11 protein-coding genes are annotated in these 18,322 nt (G+C 61.1%); 7 read left to right on the plus strand and 4 right to left on the minus strand.

The features are described 5' to 3' along the window. Nucleotides 1-130: 130 nt before the first annotated feature. The 4 genes from ACS4NR_RS07075 to ACS4NR_RS07090 all read left to right on the plus strand — a co-directional run bounded on the left by ACS4NR_RS07075 (nucleotide 131) and on the right by ACS4NR_RS07090 (nucleotide 8,020). Entirely contained in the window at nucleotides 131-3,238 is a 3,108-nt protein-coding gene (locus tag ACS4NR_RS07075; protein WP_166497034.1) for an efflux RND transporter permease subunit, read from the plus strand. Next, entirely contained in the window at nucleotides 3,235-4,695 is a 1,461-nt protein-coding gene (locus tag ACS4NR_RS07080; protein ID WP_095135560.1) for an efflux transporter outer membrane subunit, read from the plus strand. The genes ACS4NR_RS07075 and ACS4NR_RS07080 overlap by 4 nt, the downstream gene beginning before the upstream one ends. Before the next feature lie 253 nt (nucleotides 4,696-4,948). Further along, the gene (locus ACS4NR_RS07085; protein ID WP_456019519.1) at nucleotides 4,949-7,030 is read left to right on the plus strand and encodes a putative bifunctional diguanylate cyclase/phosphodiesterase; all 2,082 of its coding nucleotides are present in this window, start codon (nucleotides 4,949-4,951) and stop codon (nucleotides 7,028-7,030) included. A 243-nt stretch (nucleotides 7,031-7,273) separates the two neighbouring features. Continuing rightward, on the plus strand, nucleotides 7,274-8,020 hold the full coding sequence (locus ACS4NR_RS07090) for an SDR family oxidoreductase (protein ID WP_095135563.1): 747 nt from the start codon (nucleotides 7,274-7,276) through the stop codon (nucleotides 8,018-8,020). A gap of 142 nt (nucleotides 8,021-8,162) precedes the next feature. Here ACS4NR_RS07090 and mapR read toward each other — a convergent pair whose 3' ends face one another. The 3 genes from mapR to ACS4NR_RS07105 form a co-directional block, all read right to left on the minus strand. Then, nucleotides 8,163-9,572: a GntR family transcriptional regulator MpaR gene (gene mapR, locus ACS4NR_RS07095; protein WP_095135565.1), complete on the minus strand. Its 1,410-nt coding sequence runs from the start codon at nucleotides 9,570-9,572 to the stop codon at nucleotides 8,163-8,165. Between the two features lie 220 nt (nucleotides 9,573-9,792). After that, nucleotides 9,793-11,223 carry a cytochrome c oxidase accessory protein CcoG gene (ccoG, locus tag ACS4NR_RS07100; RefSeq protein ID WP_456019520.1) on the minus strand — a complete coding sequence of 477 codons (1,431 nt, stop codon included), beginning with the start codon at nucleotides 11,221-11,223 and terminating at the stop codon, nucleotides 9,793-9,795. Between the two features lie 195 nt (nucleotides 11,224-11,418). Continuing rightward, a complete protein-coding gene (locus tag ACS4NR_RS07105) occupies nucleotides 11,419-11,667 on the minus strand; it encodes a DUF3203 family protein (RefSeq protein ID WP_095135567.1) in 249 nt (82 codons plus the stop codon). Nucleotides 11,668-11,790: 123 nt separating this feature from the next. On the opposite strand from ACS4NR_RS07105, the gene ACS4NR_RS07110 reads away from it, so the two are divergent. Further along, the gene (locus ACS4NR_RS07110; protein WP_095135570.1) at nucleotides 11,791-12,303 is read left to right on the plus strand and encodes an MgtC/SapB family protein; all 513 of its coding nucleotides are present in this window, start codon (nucleotides 11,791-11,793) and stop codon (nucleotides 12,301-12,303) included. Between the two features lie 118 nt (nucleotides 12,304-12,421). Here ACS4NR_RS07110 and ACS4NR_RS07115 read toward each other — a convergent pair whose 3' ends face one another. Further along, nucleotides 12,422-12,580, minus strand: a complete 159-nt coding sequence (locus ACS4NR_RS07115) for a hypothetical protein (RefSeq protein ID WP_003224520.1) — start codon at nucleotides 12,578-12,580, stop codon at nucleotides 12,422-12,424. A 217-nt stretch (nucleotides 12,581-12,797) separates the two neighbouring features. Here ACS4NR_RS07115 and ACS4NR_RS07120 point away from each other — a divergent pair, with 217 nt between their 5' ends. Together ACS4NR_RS07120 and treS are read left to right on the plus strand one after the other, a co-directional pair. Then, entirely contained in the window at nucleotides 12,798-14,795 is a 1,998-nt protein-coding gene (locus ACS4NR_RS07120; RefSeq protein ID WP_456019521.1) for an alpha-1,4-glucan--maltose-1-phosphate maltosyltransferase, read from the plus strand. Nucleotides 14,796-14,978: 183 nt separating this feature from the next. After that, complete coding sequence (treS, locus tag ACS4NR_RS07125; RefSeq protein WP_456019522.1) at nucleotides 14,979-18,320, plus strand: maltose alpha-D-glucosyltransferase; 3,342 nt, start codon at nucleotides 14,979-14,981, stop codon at nucleotides 18,318-18,320. The last annotated feature ends 2 nt before the right edge of the window (nucleotides 18,321-18,322 follow it).

The following is an 18,322-nucleotide window of genomic DNA, read 5'->3' on the forward strand; positions in this document are numbered from 1 at the left end:
AGACCCCTTGTAGGAGTGAGCCTGCTCGCGATAGCGGTGTGTCTGTCCCTACCGATATTGAATGTGCCGACCTCATCGCGAGCAGGCTCACTCCTACAGGGGAGTGCGGTGAAAGTAAGGATCTTGGTCAATGAACCTCTCCGGTCCTTTCATCAAGCGCCCGGTCGCGACCATGCTCCTGAGTCTGGCGATCATGCTGCTGGGCGGGGTCAGTTTCGGTCTGTTGCCGGTATCGCCGCTGCCGCAAATGGATTTCCCGGTGATCGTGGTTCAGGCCAGTCTGCCCGGCGCCAGTCCCGAGGTCATGGCGTCCACGGTGGCGACGCCGCTGGAGCGTTCGTTCGGCGCGATTGCCGGCGTCAACACCATGAGCAGCCGCTCCAGCCAGGGTTCGACCCGGGTCATTCTGCAATTTGACCTCGACCGTGACATCAACGGCGCGGCGCGCGAGGTGCAGGCGGCGATCAATGCTTCGCGCAACCTGTTGCCGAGCGGGATGCGCAGCATGCCGACCTACAAGAAGGTCAACCCGTCGCAGGCGCCGATCATGGTGCTGTCGCTGACGTCGGACGTGCTGGAAAAAGGCCAGCTCTATGACCTGGCCTCGACCATCCTCTCGCAGAGCCTGTCCCAGGTGCAGGGTGTCGGTGAGGTGCAGATCGGCGGCAGTTCGCTGCCGGCGGTGCGTATCGAGCTCGAACCACAGGCGCTCAACCAGTACGGCGTGGCGCTCGATGATGTGCGCAAGACCATCGCCGAGGCCAACGTGCGCCGGCCCAAGGGCTCGGTCGAGGACGGCGAACGCCTGTGGCAGATTCAAGCCAATGATCAGTTGGAGAAAGCCAAGGATTACGAGTCGCTGATCATCCATTACAAGGACGGTGCGGCCCTGCGCCTGAAGGATGTAGCCAAGGTCAGCGACGGCGTCGAAGACCGCTACAACAGCGGTTTCTTCAACGATGACGCGGCGGTGCTGCTGGTGATCAACCGACAGGCCGGCGCCAACATCATCGAGACGGTCAACGAGATCAAGGCGCAGTTGCCGGCGTTGCAAGCGGTACTGCCGGCCAGCGTTAAACTGAACCTGGCGATGGATCGCTCGCCGGTGATCAAGGCCACGCTGCATGAAGCGGAAATGACCCTGCTGATCGCCGTGGCGCTGGTGATTCTGGTGGTGTTCCTGTTTCTCGGTAACTTCCGCGCCTCGCTGATTCCGACGCTGGCGGTGCCGGTGTCGCTGGTCGGCACCTTCGCGGTGATGTACCTCTATGGTTTTTCGCTGAACAACCTGTCGCTGATGGCGTTGATTCTCGCGACCGGGCTGGTGGTGGACGATGCCATCGTAGTGCTGGAGAACATTTCCCGGCACATCGACGAAGGCGTCAAGCCGATGCAGGCTGCCTATCTCGGGGCCAAGGAAGTCGGCTTCACCTTGCTGTCGATGAACGTGTCGCTGGTGGCGGTGTTCCTGTCGATCCTGTTCATGGGCGGGATTGTCGAGAGTCTGTTCCGCGAGTTTTCCATCACCCTGGCAGCAGCCATCGTGGTCTCGCTGGTGGTCTCGCTGACGTTGACTCCGATGCTCTGCGCCCGCTGGCTCAAGCCGCACACGCCGGGCCAGGAAAACCGTTTGCAACGCTGGAGCCGCCGGACCAACGACTGGATGGTCGGCAAATATGCGACCAGCCTCGATTGGGTGCTGCGCCACCGCCGCCTGACTTTGCTCAGCCTGATCATCACGGTCGGGGTCAACGTCGCGCTGTACGTAGTCGTACCGAAGACGTTCATGCCGCAGCAGGACACCGGCCAGTTGATCGGTTTCGTCCGGGGTGACGACGGTCTGTCGTTCAGCGTGATGCAGCCGAAAATGGAAACCTTCCGCCGCGCCGTGCTCAAGGACGAAGCAGTGGAAAGCGTCGCCGGGTTTATCGGCGGCAGCAACGGCACCAACAACGCGTTCATGCTGGTACGCCTGAAGCCGATCAAGGAACGCAACCTGTCGGCGCAGAAAGTCATCGAACGCCTGCGCAAGGAAATGCCCAAGGTGCCCGGCGCCCAGTTGATGCTGATGGCGGATCAGGACCTGCAGTTCGGCGGTGGCCGCGAGCAGACCACCTCGCAATACAGCTACATCCTGCAAAGCGGCGATCTGGGGGCGTTGCGCGAGTGGTACCCGAAAGTGGTGACCGCGCTGCGCGCACTGCCGGAGCTGACGGCGATCGACGCCCGCGAGGGCCGTGGCGCGCAGCAGGTGACGCTGATTGTCGACCGTGATCAGGCCAAGCGCCTCGGGGTCGACATGAACATGGTCACGGCGGTGTTGAACAACGCCTACAGCCAGCGGCAGATTTCGACGATCTACGACAGCCTCAACCAGTACCAAGTGGTGATGGAGGTCAATCCGAAATACGCGCAGGATCCGGTGACGCTCAATCAGGTGCAGGTGATTACCGCTGACGGTGCGCGGATTCCGTTGTCGACCATCGCCCATTACGAAAACAGCCTGGAAGACGACCGCGTCAGCCACGAAGGCCAGTTCGCCTCGGAAAGCATCGCGTTCGACATGGCTGAAGGCGTGACCGTGGAGCAGGGCAGTGCCGCGATCGAGCGGGCGATTGCCAAGGTCGGTCTGCCGGAAGACGTGATCGCGAAAATGGCCGGCACCGCCGATGCCTTTGCCGCGACGCAGAAGAGTCAGCCGTTCATGATCCTCGGTGCGCTGCTGGCGGTGTATCTGGTGCTCGGTGTGCTGTATGAAAGCTACATTCACCCGCTGACGATTCTTTCGACCTTGCCGTCGGCCGGTGTCGGTGCGTTGCTGTCGATCTATGCGCTGGGCGGCGAGTTCAGCCTGATCTCCCTGCTCGGATTGTTCCTGTTGATCGGGGTGGTGAAGAAAAACGCGATCCTGATGATCGACCTGGCGCTGCAACTGGAGCGCCATCAGGGCCTGTCGCCGCTGGAGTCGATCCGCAGCGCCTGCCTGCAACGGCTGCGGCCGATTCTGATGACCACCCTGGCGGCGATCCTCGGCGCCTTGCCGTTGCTGCTTGGCCGGGCGGAGGGTGCGGAAATGCGCCAGCCATTGGGCCTGACCATCATCGGCGGCCTGGTCTTCAGCCAGGTATTGACCCTTTACACCACGCCTGTGGTTTACCTCTATCTCGACAAGCTGCGCCACCGCTTCAACAAGTGGCGCGGCGTGCGTACTGACGCCGCTCTGGAAACTCCGCTATGACTGACCGTTCGCTTCTCAATCTGGCCACTGCGCGCGGTTCGCGCCTGTTGAGCCTATCGCTGTGCGTGGCGATGCTCAGTGCCTGCGCCGTCGGCCCGGACTATCAGCGTCCGCAGACCGCCGAGGTCGCGCAATACAAGGAGGCCGAAGGCTGGCGTCAGGCTAATCCGAGCGACTCGCTGGCGCGCGGCGCCTGGTGGGAGTTGTACGGCGATCAGCAGCTCAATGGCCTGATCGAAAAACTTAACAGTTCCAACCAGACCGTCGCGCAATCCGAAGCTCAGTTCCGTCAGGCCCAGGCCTTGGTGCGCAGCGCCCGTGGGGCGTTTTATCCCAGTGTCGACCTGAGCGTGGGCAAGACCCGCTCCAGCCAGGGCACCGGCAGCAGCAGTTCGAGCCTGAGCAGTTCCGCCAGCGGCATTCGCGACACCTACAACGCGCAGTTGGGCGTGAGTTGGGAAGCGGATATCTGGGGCAAATTGCGCCGAGGCCTGGAAGCCAACGAGGCCAGCGCCCAGGCGAGCTTCGCCGATCTGGCCGCGATGCGTCTGAGCCAGCAGTCGGAGCTGGTGCAGAACTACTTGCAACTGCGGGTCATCGATCAGCAGAAGCGTCTGCTCGAAGCCACCGTCGCGGCCTACGAAAAATCCCTGCAAATGACCCAGAACCAGTACCGCGCGGGGATTTCCGGGCGTGATGCGGTGGCGCAGGCGCAGACCCAGTTGAAAACCACTCAGGCCGATCTGGTCGACCTGATCTGGCAGCGGGCGCAGTTTGAAAATGCCATCGCCGTGCTCACCGGGCAGGCACCGGCCGAATTCAGCATTGCCGAAACCCAGAACATTCCAAATCTGCCGCAGATTCCCCTGAGCCTGCCGTCGCAGCTGCTGGAACGCCGCCCGGACATTGCCTCGGCGGAGCGCTCGGTGATCGCCGCCAACGCCAATATCGGCGTGGCCAAAGCGGCGTACTACCCCGATCTGACCTTGAGCATGAGCGGCGGCTACAGCAGCAGTACCTCGAAAAATCTCTTAACGCTACCGAACCGTTTCTGGTCGGTCGGGCCGAAACTGAACTTGCCGATATTTGACGGTGGCATCCGTTCGGCCGAAGTTGATCGCACCGAGGCGGCGTACGACCAGACCGTCGCCAAGTATCGCCAGACCGTACTCGATGGCTTCCGTGAAGTGGAAAACTATCTGGTGCAATTGAAGGTGTATGAAGACGAGGCGGCGGTGCGTCAGGAAGCACTGGATGCCGCGCGCGATTCGCTGCGCCTGACCCAGAACCAGTACAAGGCCGGGTTGATTGCCTACATCGATGTGGTCGTCGTGCAGGCCACGGCGCTGAGCAACGAGCGGACTGTGCTGAACATTCTGCAAAGCCGCCTGATTGCCAGCGTGCAATTGATTGCGGCGCTGGGTGGCGGCTGGGACGGACAACTGGCCACCGAATAGCCTGAGTAGGAGCTGCGGCACGCTGCGATCTTTTGATCTTTAAAAACAAGGTCAAAAGATCGCAGCGTGCCGCAGCTCCTACAGGTTGTGATGGTTGTTCCAGAGCCTCGCAAAACCATCAAACAAGCGTTTCATCGGGTTGATGGCAAAATGATTACTTTGTCAGTGCGTTCTTCCGCGCAATCAGTACAATCGCCGCATTTGCCCGGCCGAGAATGGACGCAGTACGGCGTGGGTGGTCGCGAGAATCTTCATGCTCATCGGTAATTATTCCTTCACCCTGGTTTTCATTTCTTTGTGTGTGGCGATCCTCGCGTCCTACACCGCGCTCGACCTGACCGGGCGCATCGCCAGCGCCCGTGGCCGTGCAGTGCATTTCTGGACGGCGGGCGGCGCGCTGGCAATGGGGGTCGGCGTCTGGTCGATGCACTTCATCGGCATGTTGGCCTTCAAGTTGCCGATCGAACTGGGTTACGACATTGCGATTACCGCGCTGTCGCTGCTGATTGCCGTGCTGTCCTGCGGGTTTGCCCTGTGGCTGGTCAGCCAGCCGAGACTACCGATCCTGCAGTTGGGTTTCGGCGCCTTGATCATGGGCGCCGGCATCAGTGCAATGCATTACACCGGCATGGCCGCGCTGCGCATGACGCCTGGCATCGATTACGACCCGAGCCTGTTCGGCGCTTCGTTGCTGATTGCTGTCGCAGCTTCGGCAGCGGCGTTATGGATCGCCTTCCGCCTGCGCCAGCACTCGCCTTATGTGCGTCTGATTCGTGGTGGTGCGGCAGTGATCATGGGCATCGCGATTGTCGGCATGCACTACACCGGCATGGCCGCCGCGCAGTTTCCTGATGGCAGTTTCTGCGGCGCAACGCTCGACGGCCTCAAGGGCAACGGCCTCGACAATCTGGTGCTGATCACCACGCTGGCGGTGCTGTCGATCGCCTTGCTCACCTCAATTCTCGATGCTCGCCTTGAAGCGCGCACTGCCGATCTGGCGCATTCGCTGACCTTGGCCAACCGTGAGCTGACGCAACTGGCGTTGCACGACACCCTGACCGGTCTGCCGAACCGCATGTTGCTGGACGACCGGATCAATCAGGCGATGAAAAAGGTCGAGGAGCAGGGCGGCTGTTTTGCGCTGATGTTCATCGATCTGGACGGTTTCAAACCGGTCAACGATGCCTTCGGCCATCACATGGGCGACCAGTTGCTGCGCGAAGTCGGGGTGCGCCTGCGCGAAGATCTGCGCAGTCAGGATACGCTCGCGCGAATTGGCGGCGACGAGTTCGTGCTGCTGGTGCGCCTGAGCGAACCCGACGATGCACTGGGGCTGGCCGCGCGTCAGGTCGGGCTGCTTGGTCAGGCGTTCCGCGTGGCCGAGCACGACTTGCAGATTTCTGCCAGCGTCGGCATCGCCCTGTACCCGGGCAACGGCCTGAGCGCTCAGGAATTGCTGATGAACGCCGACGCGGCGATGTATCACGCCAAGGGCAGCGGCAAAAACGGTTACAGCTTCTTCGATGCCTCGATGAACAGCAACGCGCGCAAGCAGTTGCAGCTGTTGCAAGATCTGCGCGCCGCGCTGGAGCACAGTCAGTTCAGCCTGTATTTCCAACCCAAATTCGACGCCGCCAGCGGTCGTCCGGTCGGTGCCGAAGCACTGCTGCGCTGGCAGCATCCAACGCAGGGCATGTTGCTGCCGGACAAATTTATCGATCTGGCAGAGAAGACCGGTCTGATCATCGCCATCGGTGAATGGGTGCTCAATGAAGCTTGCCGGCAGATGCGCGAATGGTACGTGCTCGGTTACACCGACTGGCGCATCGCGGTGAACCTCTCGGCCTTGCAGTTCTGTCATGCGGGGCTGGTGCAGAGCGTGGCCAGGGCGCTGGCGACGCATCATCTGCCGGCCAATAGCCTGACCCTGGAGATCACCGAAACCACGGCCATGAGCGACGCCGATGCGAGCATGAAGGTGTTGCAGGAGTTGTCGGACATGGGCGTCGACCTGTCGATCGATGACTTCGGCACCGGCTATTCGAGCCTGATGTACCTCAAGCGCTTGCCGGCCAACGAGCTGAAGATCGACCGCGGTTTTGTCCGCGATCTGGAGCGCGACAGCGACGACGCGGCCATCGTCTCGGCGATTGTGGCGCTGGGCCAGGCACTGGGTTTGCGGATTGTTGCCGAGGGGGTCGAGACCGGCGTGCAGCAGGATTTCCTCACGCAGTTGGGCTGTGATTCGTTGCAGGGTTATCTGTTGGGGCATCCGATGCCGGCGGATCGCTTCATGCAGAACATTGCCCGTGGAGAGGCTCTGGCGGCTGTCTGACTGCATTCTGTGGCGAGGGAGCTTGCTCCCGCTAGGGCGCGAAACGGTCCCGTTTTTACTCGGTTGTAGCGTATTGGCCGGATTCACGGCTGCTTCGCAGCCGAGCGGGAGCAAGCTCCCTCGCCACAAAAAACATCTCAGTCGCATACAGGGTTTTGTCTTTGACAGACTCCATGCAAAACCGCCCAATGGCGGTTATTCTTCCACCCGACTGTTACGTGTGCATTGGGGGGAAGGGCCAGCATGGATAAAGTCATGGTTATCACCGGTGGCGGGCGCGGAATCGGCGCCGCTACGGCGTTGTTGGCTGCCGAACAGGGCTATCGGATCTGCATCAACTATCAGTCGGATGAACAGGCCGCGCAAAGCGTGCTGGAGCAAGTGCGGGCGCTGGGGGCGCAAGCCATTGCGGTACGCGCCGATGTCAGCATCGAAGACGAGGTGATCGCGCTGTTTCAGCGGGTCGATACCGAACTCGGTCGGGTCACCGCGCTGGTGAACAACGCCGGCACCGTCGGACACAAGTCGCGGGTCGATGAAATGTCCGAATTCCGCATTCTCAAAATCATGAAAACCAACGTTCTGGCGCCGATCCTCTGCGCCAAGCACGCGATCTTGCGCATGTCGCCCAAACACGGCGGGCAGGGCGGCAGCATCGTCAACGTCTCCTCGGTCGCCGCACGCCTGGGCTCGCCCAACGAGTACGTCGACTACGCCGCGTCCAAAGGTGCGCTCGACACCTTCACCATCGGTTTGTCCAAGGAAGTGGCGGGCGAGGGGATTCGGGTCAACGCGGTGCGTCCGGGCTATATCTATACCGATTTCCATGCATTGAGTGGCGATCCGGATCGGGTCAGCAAGCTTGAGTCGGCGATCCCGATGGCCCGGGGCGGGCGGCCGGATGAGGTGGCGGAGGCGATTGTCTGGCTGCTTTCCGACAAGGCTTCGTATGCGACCGGGACGTTTGTTGATCTGGGTGGTGGGCGCTGATCGTTGGGATTTGTGTTGCCTGATCCGGCCTCTTCGCGAGCAAGCCCGCTCCCACAGTAGACCGAGTTTCTTCAGATGGAATGCGATCTACTGTGGGAGCGGGCTTGCTCGCGAAGGCGTCATGAGCGGCAACATCCAACTGTCAGAACGACCGCACAATCCGCCCCAACGTCTCCATCGCCTTCTCCGAATCCTCGGTCCACGGGCTGCCGTAGTTCAGGCGAATACAATTCCTGAACCGCTGGGTCGGCGAGAAGATCGGCCCCGGCGCGATGCTGATGCCCTGCGCCAATGCCATCTGGAACAACTTCAACGAATCCATCTGCGGTGGCAGTTCCAGCCACAGGAAGTAGCCGCCGGCCGGCTGGCTGACGCGGGTCTGTGCCGGGAAATACCGAGCGATCGCTGCGAGCATCGCGCTTTGCTGTTCTTCCAGGGCATAGCGCAGTTTGCGCAGGTGACGGTCGTAGCCGCCGTGTTGCAGGTAGTCGGCGATGGCCGCTTGCGCCGGCATTGAGGCACACAGCGAGGTCATCAGTTTCAGCCGTTCGATTTTCTGTGCGTAGCGCCCGGCAGCGACCCAGCCGATGCGGTAGCCGGGGGCCAGGCTCTTGGCGAACGAACCGCAGTGCATCACCAGCCCTTCGGTGTCGAACGCCTTGGCCGGTTTCGGCGCTTGCTGACCGTAATAGAGTTCGGCGTAGACATCGTCCTCGATCAGCGGCACCTGATGCAGGCGCAGCAGCTCGACCAGTTCCTGTTTCTTCGCCTCGGGCATGGTCGCGCCCATCGGGTTCTGAAAACTGGTCATGCACCAGCAGGCTTTGACCGGATGCCGTTCCAGGGTCTGTGCGAGCACGTTGAGGTCGATACCGTCGCGCGGGTGCACGGGGATTTCCACGGCTTTGAGTTTCAAGCGCTCCAGCACTTGCAGGCTGGCGTAGAACGCCGGGGCTTCGATGGCTACCAGATCGCCCGGTTCGGTGACCGCTTGCAGGCACAGGTTCAGCGCTTCGAGGGCGCCGTTGGTGATCAGCAGTTCTTCCATCGGCAGCATCAGCCCGCCGACCATGTAGCGAAGGGCGATCTGCCGGCGCAATTGCGGGTTGCCCGGCGACATGTCGGTGACCACCATGCGCGGGTCCATCTCCCGCGCGGCACTGGCCAGCGAACGCGACAGACGCTGCAACGGGAACAGCGTCGGGCTGGGGAACGCGGAGCCGAAGGGCACGGTGCTCGGGTCTTTGATCGATTCCAGCACCGAGAACACCAGTTCGCTGACGTCAACTTCGGTGGAGTCGTTGACGTGGCTGCTGATCACCGGCTCCGAGAACGGACTCGGTGCATGGGTGTTGACGAAGTAGCCGGAGCGCGGCCGGGCGCGAATCAGGCCGCGACGTTCGAGCAGGTAATAGGCCTGGAACACCGTCGACGGGCTGACCCCGTAAGTCTGGCTGGCGTAGCGCACCGACGGCACCCGTTGCCCGGGGCCGAGGACGCCGGAGCGGATCAGTTCAGCGATGTCGTCGGCGAATTTTTCGTAGCGTTTCATCGGGGGCCTTGGTGCTGGTTGGATGTGTAGGGTGTCAGGGAAAGCCCCTCACCCTAGCCCTCTCCCGGAGGGAGAGGGGACTGATCGGGTTGTATGTTCGAGTTACGCCGACTTGAAAGCCCGGAGTCGAACTCGGGTTTGAAAGCCACTGAGATCTGCTCCCTTTCCCCCTCGCCCCCTGGGGGGAGAGGGCTGGGGTGAGGGGGGGGATTCTAACGGCTCAGCGATTCATCGGCGCCACAAACCTGCTTTTCGCCACGCTATAAATCTGCGGCTCGTCGCTGTCGGCGATCTTGAAGCTCAAGGTCTGCGAGCTGCTGGCCGGACGCTCGGTGGTCATCGCTACCGACACTGGCACGTCGACAATCTCCCCCGGCGCCAGACTCAGTTCGGTCTTGCCCTGCAACTGGAAGCCGTTGCCGTCCACCAGGCTCAGGTGGTAGTCCTGTCGCTGCTGAGTCTTGTTGATCACCTTGAGGGTGTAGATGTTCTCGATCTGGCCCTGACCGTTTTCGCGGAACAGCCCGCGATCCTTGGTCACATCCAGCGAGACCATCGGCCGTTCGACCAAGGCCAGCGCCAGCGCGCCGATCATCACCAGCAGCACTGCGACGTAACCGATCAGCCGTGGTCGCAGCAGATGGGTCTTGCCACCCTGCAATTCGCGCTCGGAACTGTAGCGGATCAGGCCGCGCGGATAATTCATTTTGTCCATGATCGAATCACAGGCGTCGATGCACGCCGCGCAGCCGATGCATTCCATCTGCAGGCCGTCGCGGATGTCGATGCCGGTCGGGCATACCTGCACGCACAACTGGCAGTCGATGCAATCGCCCAGTCCCGCTTCGGCTGGCTTCACATCACGTTTACGCGGGCCACGGTTTTCGCCACGGGCCACGTCGTAGGAAATCGCCAGGGTATCCTTGTCGAACATCACGCTCTGGAACCGCGCATACGGGCACATGTGCATGCACACCGCTTCGCGCAGCCAACCGGCGTTGATGTAAGTGGCGGCGGTGAAGAACAACACCCAGAACAGACTGACCCCGCCGATCTGCAAGGTGAACAGCTCTTCGGCCAGCAGGCGGATCGGGGTGAAGTAGCCGACGAAGGTCAGCCCGGTCATCACGCTGATCGCCAGCCACAGGGTGTGCTTGGCGGCGCGCCTGGCCAGTTTGTTCAGGCCCCACGGCGCAGCTTGCAGTTTGATCCGCTGGTTGCGTTCGCCTTCGGTGACTTTCTCGCACCACATGAAGATCCACGTCCACGAACTCTGCGGGCAGGTGTAGCCGCACCAGACCCGGCCGGCGAACACGGTGATGGCGAACAGGCCGAACGCGGCAATGATCAGCAGCGCCGAGAGCAGGATGAAATCCTGTGGCCAGAAGGTCGCGCCAAAGATGTGGAATTTGCTTTCGGCCAAGTCCCACAGCACCGCCTGGCGGCCACCCCAGTTCAGCCACACGGTGCCGAAGAACAGCAGAAACAGAACGCCCGCGCCGCTGATGCGCAAGGTGCGGAACAAGCCGGTGAAACTGCGGGTGTGGATCTGCGTGTCGGTGGAGCCGGCCTTCGCCTTCATCGGGCGACCAGGCACGTTTTTTATGGTGGGGCTTTCTTCTACGGTTCGGACGGGGATTTGTTCGCTCATGGTCATTCGCTCATCAGCCTCCATCAGGCGAGCGAACTATGAGCGCCGATCTGTTTGCATAACAGACTCAGCTATTTTAATAAAAAGCGTATCAGATGGCTCTGGGCACACATCCTGCGACAACTTGAAGCAGCCCGCAGGCGCAGGCGCAAACGCCTATCGCAGGCGTCTGCGCCGGATGTTGATCAGGGTCAGTCAAATCACCGAATCACTCTCGTCAGCCTTCAGGTGCTTGCGGCCATCCTTTGCACCGGCAACGGTCAAGGCGTCGGCTTCTGCCTCGGTGATGTAGATGCGCCGGTTTTCAACCTCTACAAAAGACATGGCCTTTTCACTATCGGTTTTGACTTCCAGCGTGTCGCAGATGCGAATTTCCTCGCCATTTTCGACGCTGAAAAAACACACTTTTGATTCGGGATTGGATTCATCGATTCGAACGGGCATGAGGCTGTCCTTTTTTCATGGGTACCTGAAAGGTTAGGGCGCGTGCTTTGCCAATCGTTCTGCGCAACTGATTAATGGTCGCTGCTGTCCATCCACTAACGACCAATAAGAAAGGACGGTGCAATGAACGCCTGGTGGCATGAAGTGTGGGAAACGCTGCAAGCGGAGTTCGCCGACATCGGCGATGCCTCGCAATTGACACGCATCACCGTGCGCCTGTTGATGGCGGCGGTGCTGGGCGGGATTCTCGGTTTCGAACGTGAACACAAGGGCAAGGCCGCCGGGGTGCGCACGCACATGCTGGTGGCGTTGGGGGCGGCGCTGTTTGTGCTGGTGCCGCAGACCTCAGGGGCTGAATCCGATGCGATGAGCCGGGTGTTGCAGGGGGTGATCGCCGGGATCGGCTTTCTCGGTGCCGGGACGATTCTGAAGAATCAGGCAGGCGATGAGGGTCATGTCAAAGGGCTGACCACGGCTGCCGGGTTGTGGATGACGGCGGCGATCGGCGTGGCGACCGGGTTGGGCAGGGAAGCCACTGCGCTGCTCAGCACCTTGCTGGCGCTGGGGATCTTCAGTGTGATGCCGCGGGTGGTCAGATTGTTTGAGAAGGAAGGGGAGAAAAAACCACACCTGTAACAACCTTGGATTAACTCCTGTAGGAGCTGCCGAAGGCTGCGATCTTTTGATTTTGCTCTTAAAAACAAGATCAAAAGATCGCAGCCTGCGGCAGCTCCTACAGGATGAGGGGCACTGCTCAGACGATTACGGGTGGCATCGTCGTCGGTGGTTCTTCCTTCGGCGGTGGCGTGGTGCCCGGTGGTTCCTGCTCGGGGATCGGTTGCGGCTCGGTCTCGGGCAGGGTGGGTTTGTCGATGTTCGGATCAGGCGTTTCGGCCGGAATCGGGATGTTCATCTGTAGACCTCCGTGTGGCACATGGCGTGAGAAGTGCTTAAGTGGATTGACCACCGTGTGATGAATTCGATCCGCTTTTCTGTCCAGACAAATCCCTGTGAACTTTTCCGCGCGCCGGTCGCTCGGAACCTAAGTGAGTTCAAGTCGGGGCGGGTGCCTCATTGTGAACACTGTTCCGGCACAAGAGCGTCCTTGGGGCGTTAAGGAGAGATGCTCGATGTCTGCTGAAAAACCTTCAGAGCAGAGCTACAACCCGCACATGCCGCTGTCGCAGGCGTTGCTGCTGCCGCGCATCGTGATCGAAAACACCATGCCGACCCTCGATGGCGGGCAGTTTGCCGTGAAGTCGATCGTCGAGCGTGACGTGATCGTCACCAGCAAGGTCTTTGCCGACGGCCACGACAAGCTGGCCGTGCGCATCCGCTGGCGTGCCGAGGGCGAAGAGTCCTGGCACAGCGAGGTGATGAACGAGCTGGGCAATAATAGTTGGCAGGGGCAGTTTCGTCCCGACCGCCAGGGGCGCTACGTGTACTGCATCGAAGCGTGGATCGACCATTTCGCCAGTTTCCAGTACGAACTGGAGAAAAAGCACAACGTCGCCGTCCCGGTGTCACTCGAACTGCAGGAAGGCCGCAGCATGGTGCAGCAGGCTGCCGAACGCAGCGAAGGTCAGCTCAGCGAGGAGCTCGCTGCCTTGCACCACGAATTGTCCGGCCTGCTCGAAACCGAGCAGGTGGCGCTGTTTCTGCACTCGCGCAGTGCGCAATTGATGGCGCAGGCCGATCACCGCGCCTATCTGAGCCTGAGCGCTGAATTCCCGGTGGATGTCGAACGGGAGCTGGCCGAGTTTGCCAGTTGGTACGAGCTGTTTCCGCGCTCGATCACCGACGATCCCAAGCGTCACGGCACTTTCAACGACGTGCACTCGCGCCTGCCGATGATTCAGGACATGGGTTTTGACGTGCTGTACTTCACGCCGATCCACCCGATCGGCCGTGCCCACCGCAAGGGCCGCAACAATTCTCTGACCGCAGGTCCCGATGATCCGGGCAGTCCGTACGCGATCGGCAGCGAGGAGGGTGGCCATGAGGCGATTCACTCGCAGCTCGGCACCCGCGAAGACTTCCGCCGGTTGGTCGCCGCCGCCGCTGAGCATGGCCTGGAAATCGCCCTCGATTTCGCCATTCAATGCTCTCAGGATCACCCGTGGCTCAAGCAGCATACGGGCTGGTTCAACTGGCGCCCGGACGGCACGATCAAATACGCAGAAAACCCGCCAAAGAAATACCAGGACATCGTCAACGTCGACTTCTATGCGCCGGATGCGATCCCCAGCCTGTGGGTGGAACTGCGCGATATCGTCGTCGGCTGGGTCAACGAAGGTGTGAAAATCTTCCGCGTCGACAATCCGCACACCAAGCCGCTGCCGTTCTGGCAATGGCTGATCGCCGATGTGCGCGCGCTGCACCCGGAAGTGATCTTCCTCGCCGAGGCGTTCACCACGCCGGCGATGATGGCGCGGCTGGGCAAGGTCGGTTATTCCCAGAGTTATACCTATTTCACCTGGCGCAACACCAAGTCGGAGCTGGCGACCTATTTCACCGAACTCAACGAGTCACCGTGGCGCGAATGCTACCGGCCCAACTTCTTCGTCAACACGCCGGACATCAACCCGGCGTTCCTGCATGAGTCGGGGCGGCCGGGGTTTCTGATCCGCGCGGCGCTGGCGACCATGGGGTCGGGCCTGTGGGGCATGTATTCCGGTTATGAACTGTGTGAGGCGGCACCGGTGCCGGGCAAGGAGGAGTATCTCGATTCGGAGAAGTACGAGATCCGCGTCCGCGACTTCAATGCGCCGGGCAACATCATTGCCGAAATCGCCAAGCTCAACCGCATCCGCCGGCAGAACCCGGCGTTGCACACGCACCTGGGGTTGAAAATCTACAACGCGTGGAACGACAACATTCTGTATTTCGGCAAGCGCAGCTTTGACGGCAGCAATTTCATTCTGGTGGCGGTGAGCCTCGATCCGCATAACGTGCAGGAAGCCAATTTCGAACTGCCGCTGTGGGAAATGGGCCTGCCCGACGACGCAACCACCCACGGTGAGGATTTGATGAACGGGCATCGCTGGGACTGGCATGGCAAGTATCAATTCATGCGGATTGACCCTGCGTACCAGCCGTTCGGGATCTGGCGGATTACTGCCGCATAAGGTCGTGCACAGAACCTTGTGGCGAGGGAGCTTGCTCCCGCTCGGCTGCGCAGCAGTCGTAACCCAAGTGAACGCGGTGCATCAGAACAAATGCAATGGGGCTGCTTCGCAACCCAGCGGGAGCAAGCTCCCTCGCCACAGGTATTAGCCGCGTGGCTTTCCAGAATTGAACAGGAGTTTCACATGGCGAAGAAACCCAAGGCAGCCACCTTTATCAAAGACCCGCTCTGGTACAAGGATGCGGTGATCTATCAAGTTCACGTCAAATCGTTTTTCGACTCCAACAATGACGGGATCGGCGACTTTCCCGGCCTGATCGCCAAACTCGATTACATCGCCGAACTCGGCGTCAACACCATCTGGCTACTGCCGTTCTATCCGTCGCCACGTCGCGATGACGGTTACGACATCGCCGAATACCGCGGCGTACACAGCGACTACGGGACCATGGCCGACGCCAAGCGTTTCATCGCCGAGGCGCACAAGCGTGGTTTGCGGGTGATCACCGAGCTGGTTATCAACCACACCTCGGATCAGCACCCGTGGTTCCAGCGGGCGCGCAAGGCCAAGCCCGGTTCGGCGGCGCGCGACTTCTATGTGTGGTCGGATGACGACCAGAAGTACGACGGCACGCGGATCATCTTCCTCGACACCGAAAAGTCCAACTGGACCTGGGACCCGGTCGCCGGCCAATACTTCTGGCACCGTTTCTATTCCCACCAACCCGACCTCAATTTCGACAACCCGCAAGTGATGAAAGCGGTGCTGTCGGTGATGCGTTACTGGCTGGACATGGGCATCGACGGCCTGCGCCTCGACGCGATTCCGTACCTGATCGAACGCGACGGCACCAACAACGAAAACCTCCCCGAGACCCACGACGTCCTCAAGCAGATCCGTGCCGAGATCGACGCCAATTACCCGGACCGCATGCTGCTGGCCGAGGCCAACCAATGGCCGGAAGATACCCAGTTGTACTTCGGCGACACCGATGCCGAGGGCGTCAACGGCGACGAATGCCACATGGCCTTTCACTTCCCGCTGATGCCGCGCATGTACATGGCTCTGGCCCAGGAAGATCGCTTCCCGATCACCGACATTCTGCGTCAGACCCCCGAGATTCCTGCCAACTGCCAGTGGGCAATTTTTCTGCGCAACCATGATGAGCTGACGCTGGAGATGGTCACCGACAAAGAGCGCGACTACCTGTGGAACTACTACGCCGCTGACCGCCGCGCGCGAATCAACCTCGGCATTCGTCGGCGTCTGGCGCCGTTGATGGAGCGTGACCGCCGCCGCGTCGAGTTGCTCAACAGCCTGCTGCTGTCGATGCCCGGCACGCCGACCCTGTATTACGGCGACGAAATCGGCATGGGCGACAACATCTACCTCGGCGACCGCGATGGTGTGCGAACGCCGATGCAATGGTCGATCGACCGCAACGGCGGCTTCTCCCGCGCCGATCCAGCCAGTCTGGTGCTGCCGCCGATCATGGACCCGCAATACGGTTATCTGTCGGTCAACGTCGAAACCCAGGCCGGCGATCCGCATTCGCTGCTCAACTGGACGCGACGCATGCTTGCTGTGCGCAAGCAGTCCAAGGCGTTCGGCCGTGGCACGTTGAAGATGCTCTCGCCGAGCAACCGACGGATTCTGGCCTACACCCGTGAGTTCACCGACGCCGATGGCAAGCACGAAATCATCCTCTGCGTGGCCAACGTCTCGCGTAGCGCGCAAGCGGCGGAACTCGATCTGTCGGCTTACGTCGGCATGGTCCCGGTGGAGATGCTCGGCGGTAATGCGTTCCCGCCGATCGGCCAGTTGAATTTCCTCCTGACCCTGGCGCCGTACGGGTTCTACTGGTTCGCCTTGGCTGCGGAAAACCAGATGCCGAGCTGGCACGTGGAGCCGGCGCAGAGCCTGCCGGACTTCACCACCCTGGTGCTGAAAAAACGCATGGAAGAACTGCTCGAAACGCCGACCCGCAACACCTTGGAGCAGAGCATCCTGCCGAGCTGGTTGCAGAACCGCCGCTGGTTCGCCGGCAAGGACGCGGCCATCGAGCAGGTCAATCTGGCCTACGGCGTGCGCTTCGGCGATGCGCAGCATCCGGTGCTGCTCAGCGAGATCGAAGTCACCAGCGCCGGGCAGACCAGCCGCTATCAACTGCCGTTCGGCTTCATCGCTGAAGATCAGGTCGGGCCGGCGTTGCCGCAGCAACTGGCGTTGTCCCGGGTTCGTCGCGGGCGTCAGGTCGGTCTGATCACTGATGCGTTCAGCCTCGAAACGTTCGTGCACGCGGTGCTGCAAGGCATGCAGAGCAACACCGTGCTCAACTCCGAACAGGGCGAAATTCGTTTCGCACCGACCGCGCAGCTGGAAAAACTCGGCCTCGGCGCCGAATCCGAGGTGCGTTATCTGTCGGCCGAGCAGTCGAACAGTTCGGTGGTGATCGGCAACAGTCTGGTACTGAAGCTGATCCGCAAGGTCGCCTCGGGTGTACACCCGGAACTGGAAATGAGCGCGTACCTGACCCAGGCCGGTTTCGCCAACATCTCACCGCTGCTCGGCTCGGTGATCCGCCGCGACGCCGCTGGCGAAGACAATCTACTGATGATCGCCCAAGGCTATCTGAGCAATCAGGGCGATGCCTGGGAATGGACGCAGAACAACCTCGAACGAGCGTTGCGTGATGAACTGGCGGACGCGATGTCCGAGCAGGAACAGCATTACAACGCCCTCGGCGAGCTTAAGGACTTTGCCGGCATGCTCGGCCAGCGTCTGGGCGAAATGCACCAAGTGCTGGCGGCACCAAGCGACAACGCCGACTTCGCCCCGCAAACCACCAGCGCCAAGGACGCCCAAGCCACTGGCAAGGACGTTGCGGCGCAGGTCGAGCATGCGTTGAAGCTGCTCAAGCAGCATCAGAGTCATCTGAGCGCGGCGGATCAGAAAATGGTAGCGCGGCTGCTCGACAACAAAAAAGTCATCCTCGGCCATGTGCAGGAACTCGCACAGAAAGCCGTGGGCGGCTTGCGGATTCGCGTCCACGGCGACCTGCACCTGGGTCAGGTGCTGGTGATCAAGGGCGATGCCTATCTGATCGATTTCGAGGGTGAACCGGCGCGGCCGCTGCACGAACGGCGCGGCAAACACAGTCCGTACAAAGACGTCAGCGGTGTGCTGCGTTCCTTCGATTACGCGGCGGCGATGACGATCAACGTGCACAACGTCGATCACAGTCCAGAGTCGGAAGCGGCCCGGCACCGGGTTGCCGAACGCTACCTGCGCGAGGCGCGCGAGGCATTTGTTCAGGCGTATCGCCAAGCGGCAGCTAGTCTTGATCATGCTTGGCAGGATCCTGCGGGTGCCGACGCTGCGCTTGCGCTGTTCGGCCTGGAGAAGGCGGCCTATGAAGTGGCCTATGAAGCCGAAAATCGCCCCACGTGGCTGCCTGTGCCGTTGCACGGTTTGTATGGGTTATTGACGGGGCTTAAACCCTTTTCCGATCTTGGTGGAGAGTAGTC

Source organism: Pseudomonas sp. JQ36 (genome assembly GCF_053851495.1).

What these genes read in the sequence shown, in the direction of transcription:
- ACS4NR_RS07085 (WP_456019519.1), top strand. Translation starts at nt 4,949, where the DNA reads ATGCTCATCGGTAATTATTCCTTCACCCTGGTTTTCATTTCTTTGTGT.
- ACS4NR_RS07115 (WP_003224520.1), bottom strand. Translation starts at nt 12,580, where the DNA reads ATGAACATCCCGATTCCGGCCGAAACGCCTGATCCGAACATCGACAAA.
- treS (WP_456019522.1), top strand. Translation starts at nt 14,979, where the DNA reads ATGGCGAAGAAACCCAAGGCAGCCACCTTTATCAAAGACCCGCTCTGG.
- ACS4NR_RS07080 (WP_095135560.1), top strand. Translation starts at nt 3,235, where the DNA reads ATGACTGACCGTTCGCTTCTCAATCTGGCCACTGCGCGCGGTTCGCGC.
- mapR (WP_095135565.1), bottom strand. Translation starts at nt 9,572, where the DNA reads ATGAAACGCTACGAAAAATTCGCCGACGACATCGCTGAACTGATCCGC.
- ACS4NR_RS07090 (WP_095135563.1), top strand. Translation starts at nt 7,274, where the DNA reads ATGGATAAAGTCATGGTTATCACCGGTGGCGGGCGCGGAATCGGCGCC.
- ccoG (WP_456019520.1), bottom strand. Translation starts at nt 11,223, where the DNA reads ATGAGCGAACAAATCCCCGTCCGAACCGTAGAAGAAAGCCCCACCATA.
- ACS4NR_RS07105 (WP_095135567.1), bottom strand. Translation starts at nt 11,667, where the DNA reads ATGCCCGTTCGAATCGATGAATCCAATCCCGAATCAAAAGTGTGTTTT.
- ACS4NR_RS07110 (WP_095135570.1), top strand. Translation starts at nt 11,791, where the DNA reads ATGAACGCCTGGTGGCATGAAGTGTGGGAAACGCTGCAAGCGGAGTTC.
- ACS4NR_RS07120 (WP_456019521.1), top strand. Translation starts at nt 12,798, where the DNA reads ATGTCTGCTGAAAAACCTTCAGAGCAGAGCTACAACCCGCACATGCCG.
- ACS4NR_RS07075 (WP_166497034.1), top strand. Translation starts at nt 131, where the DNA reads ATGAACCTCTCCGGTCCTTTCATCAAGCGCCCGGTCGCGACCATGCTC.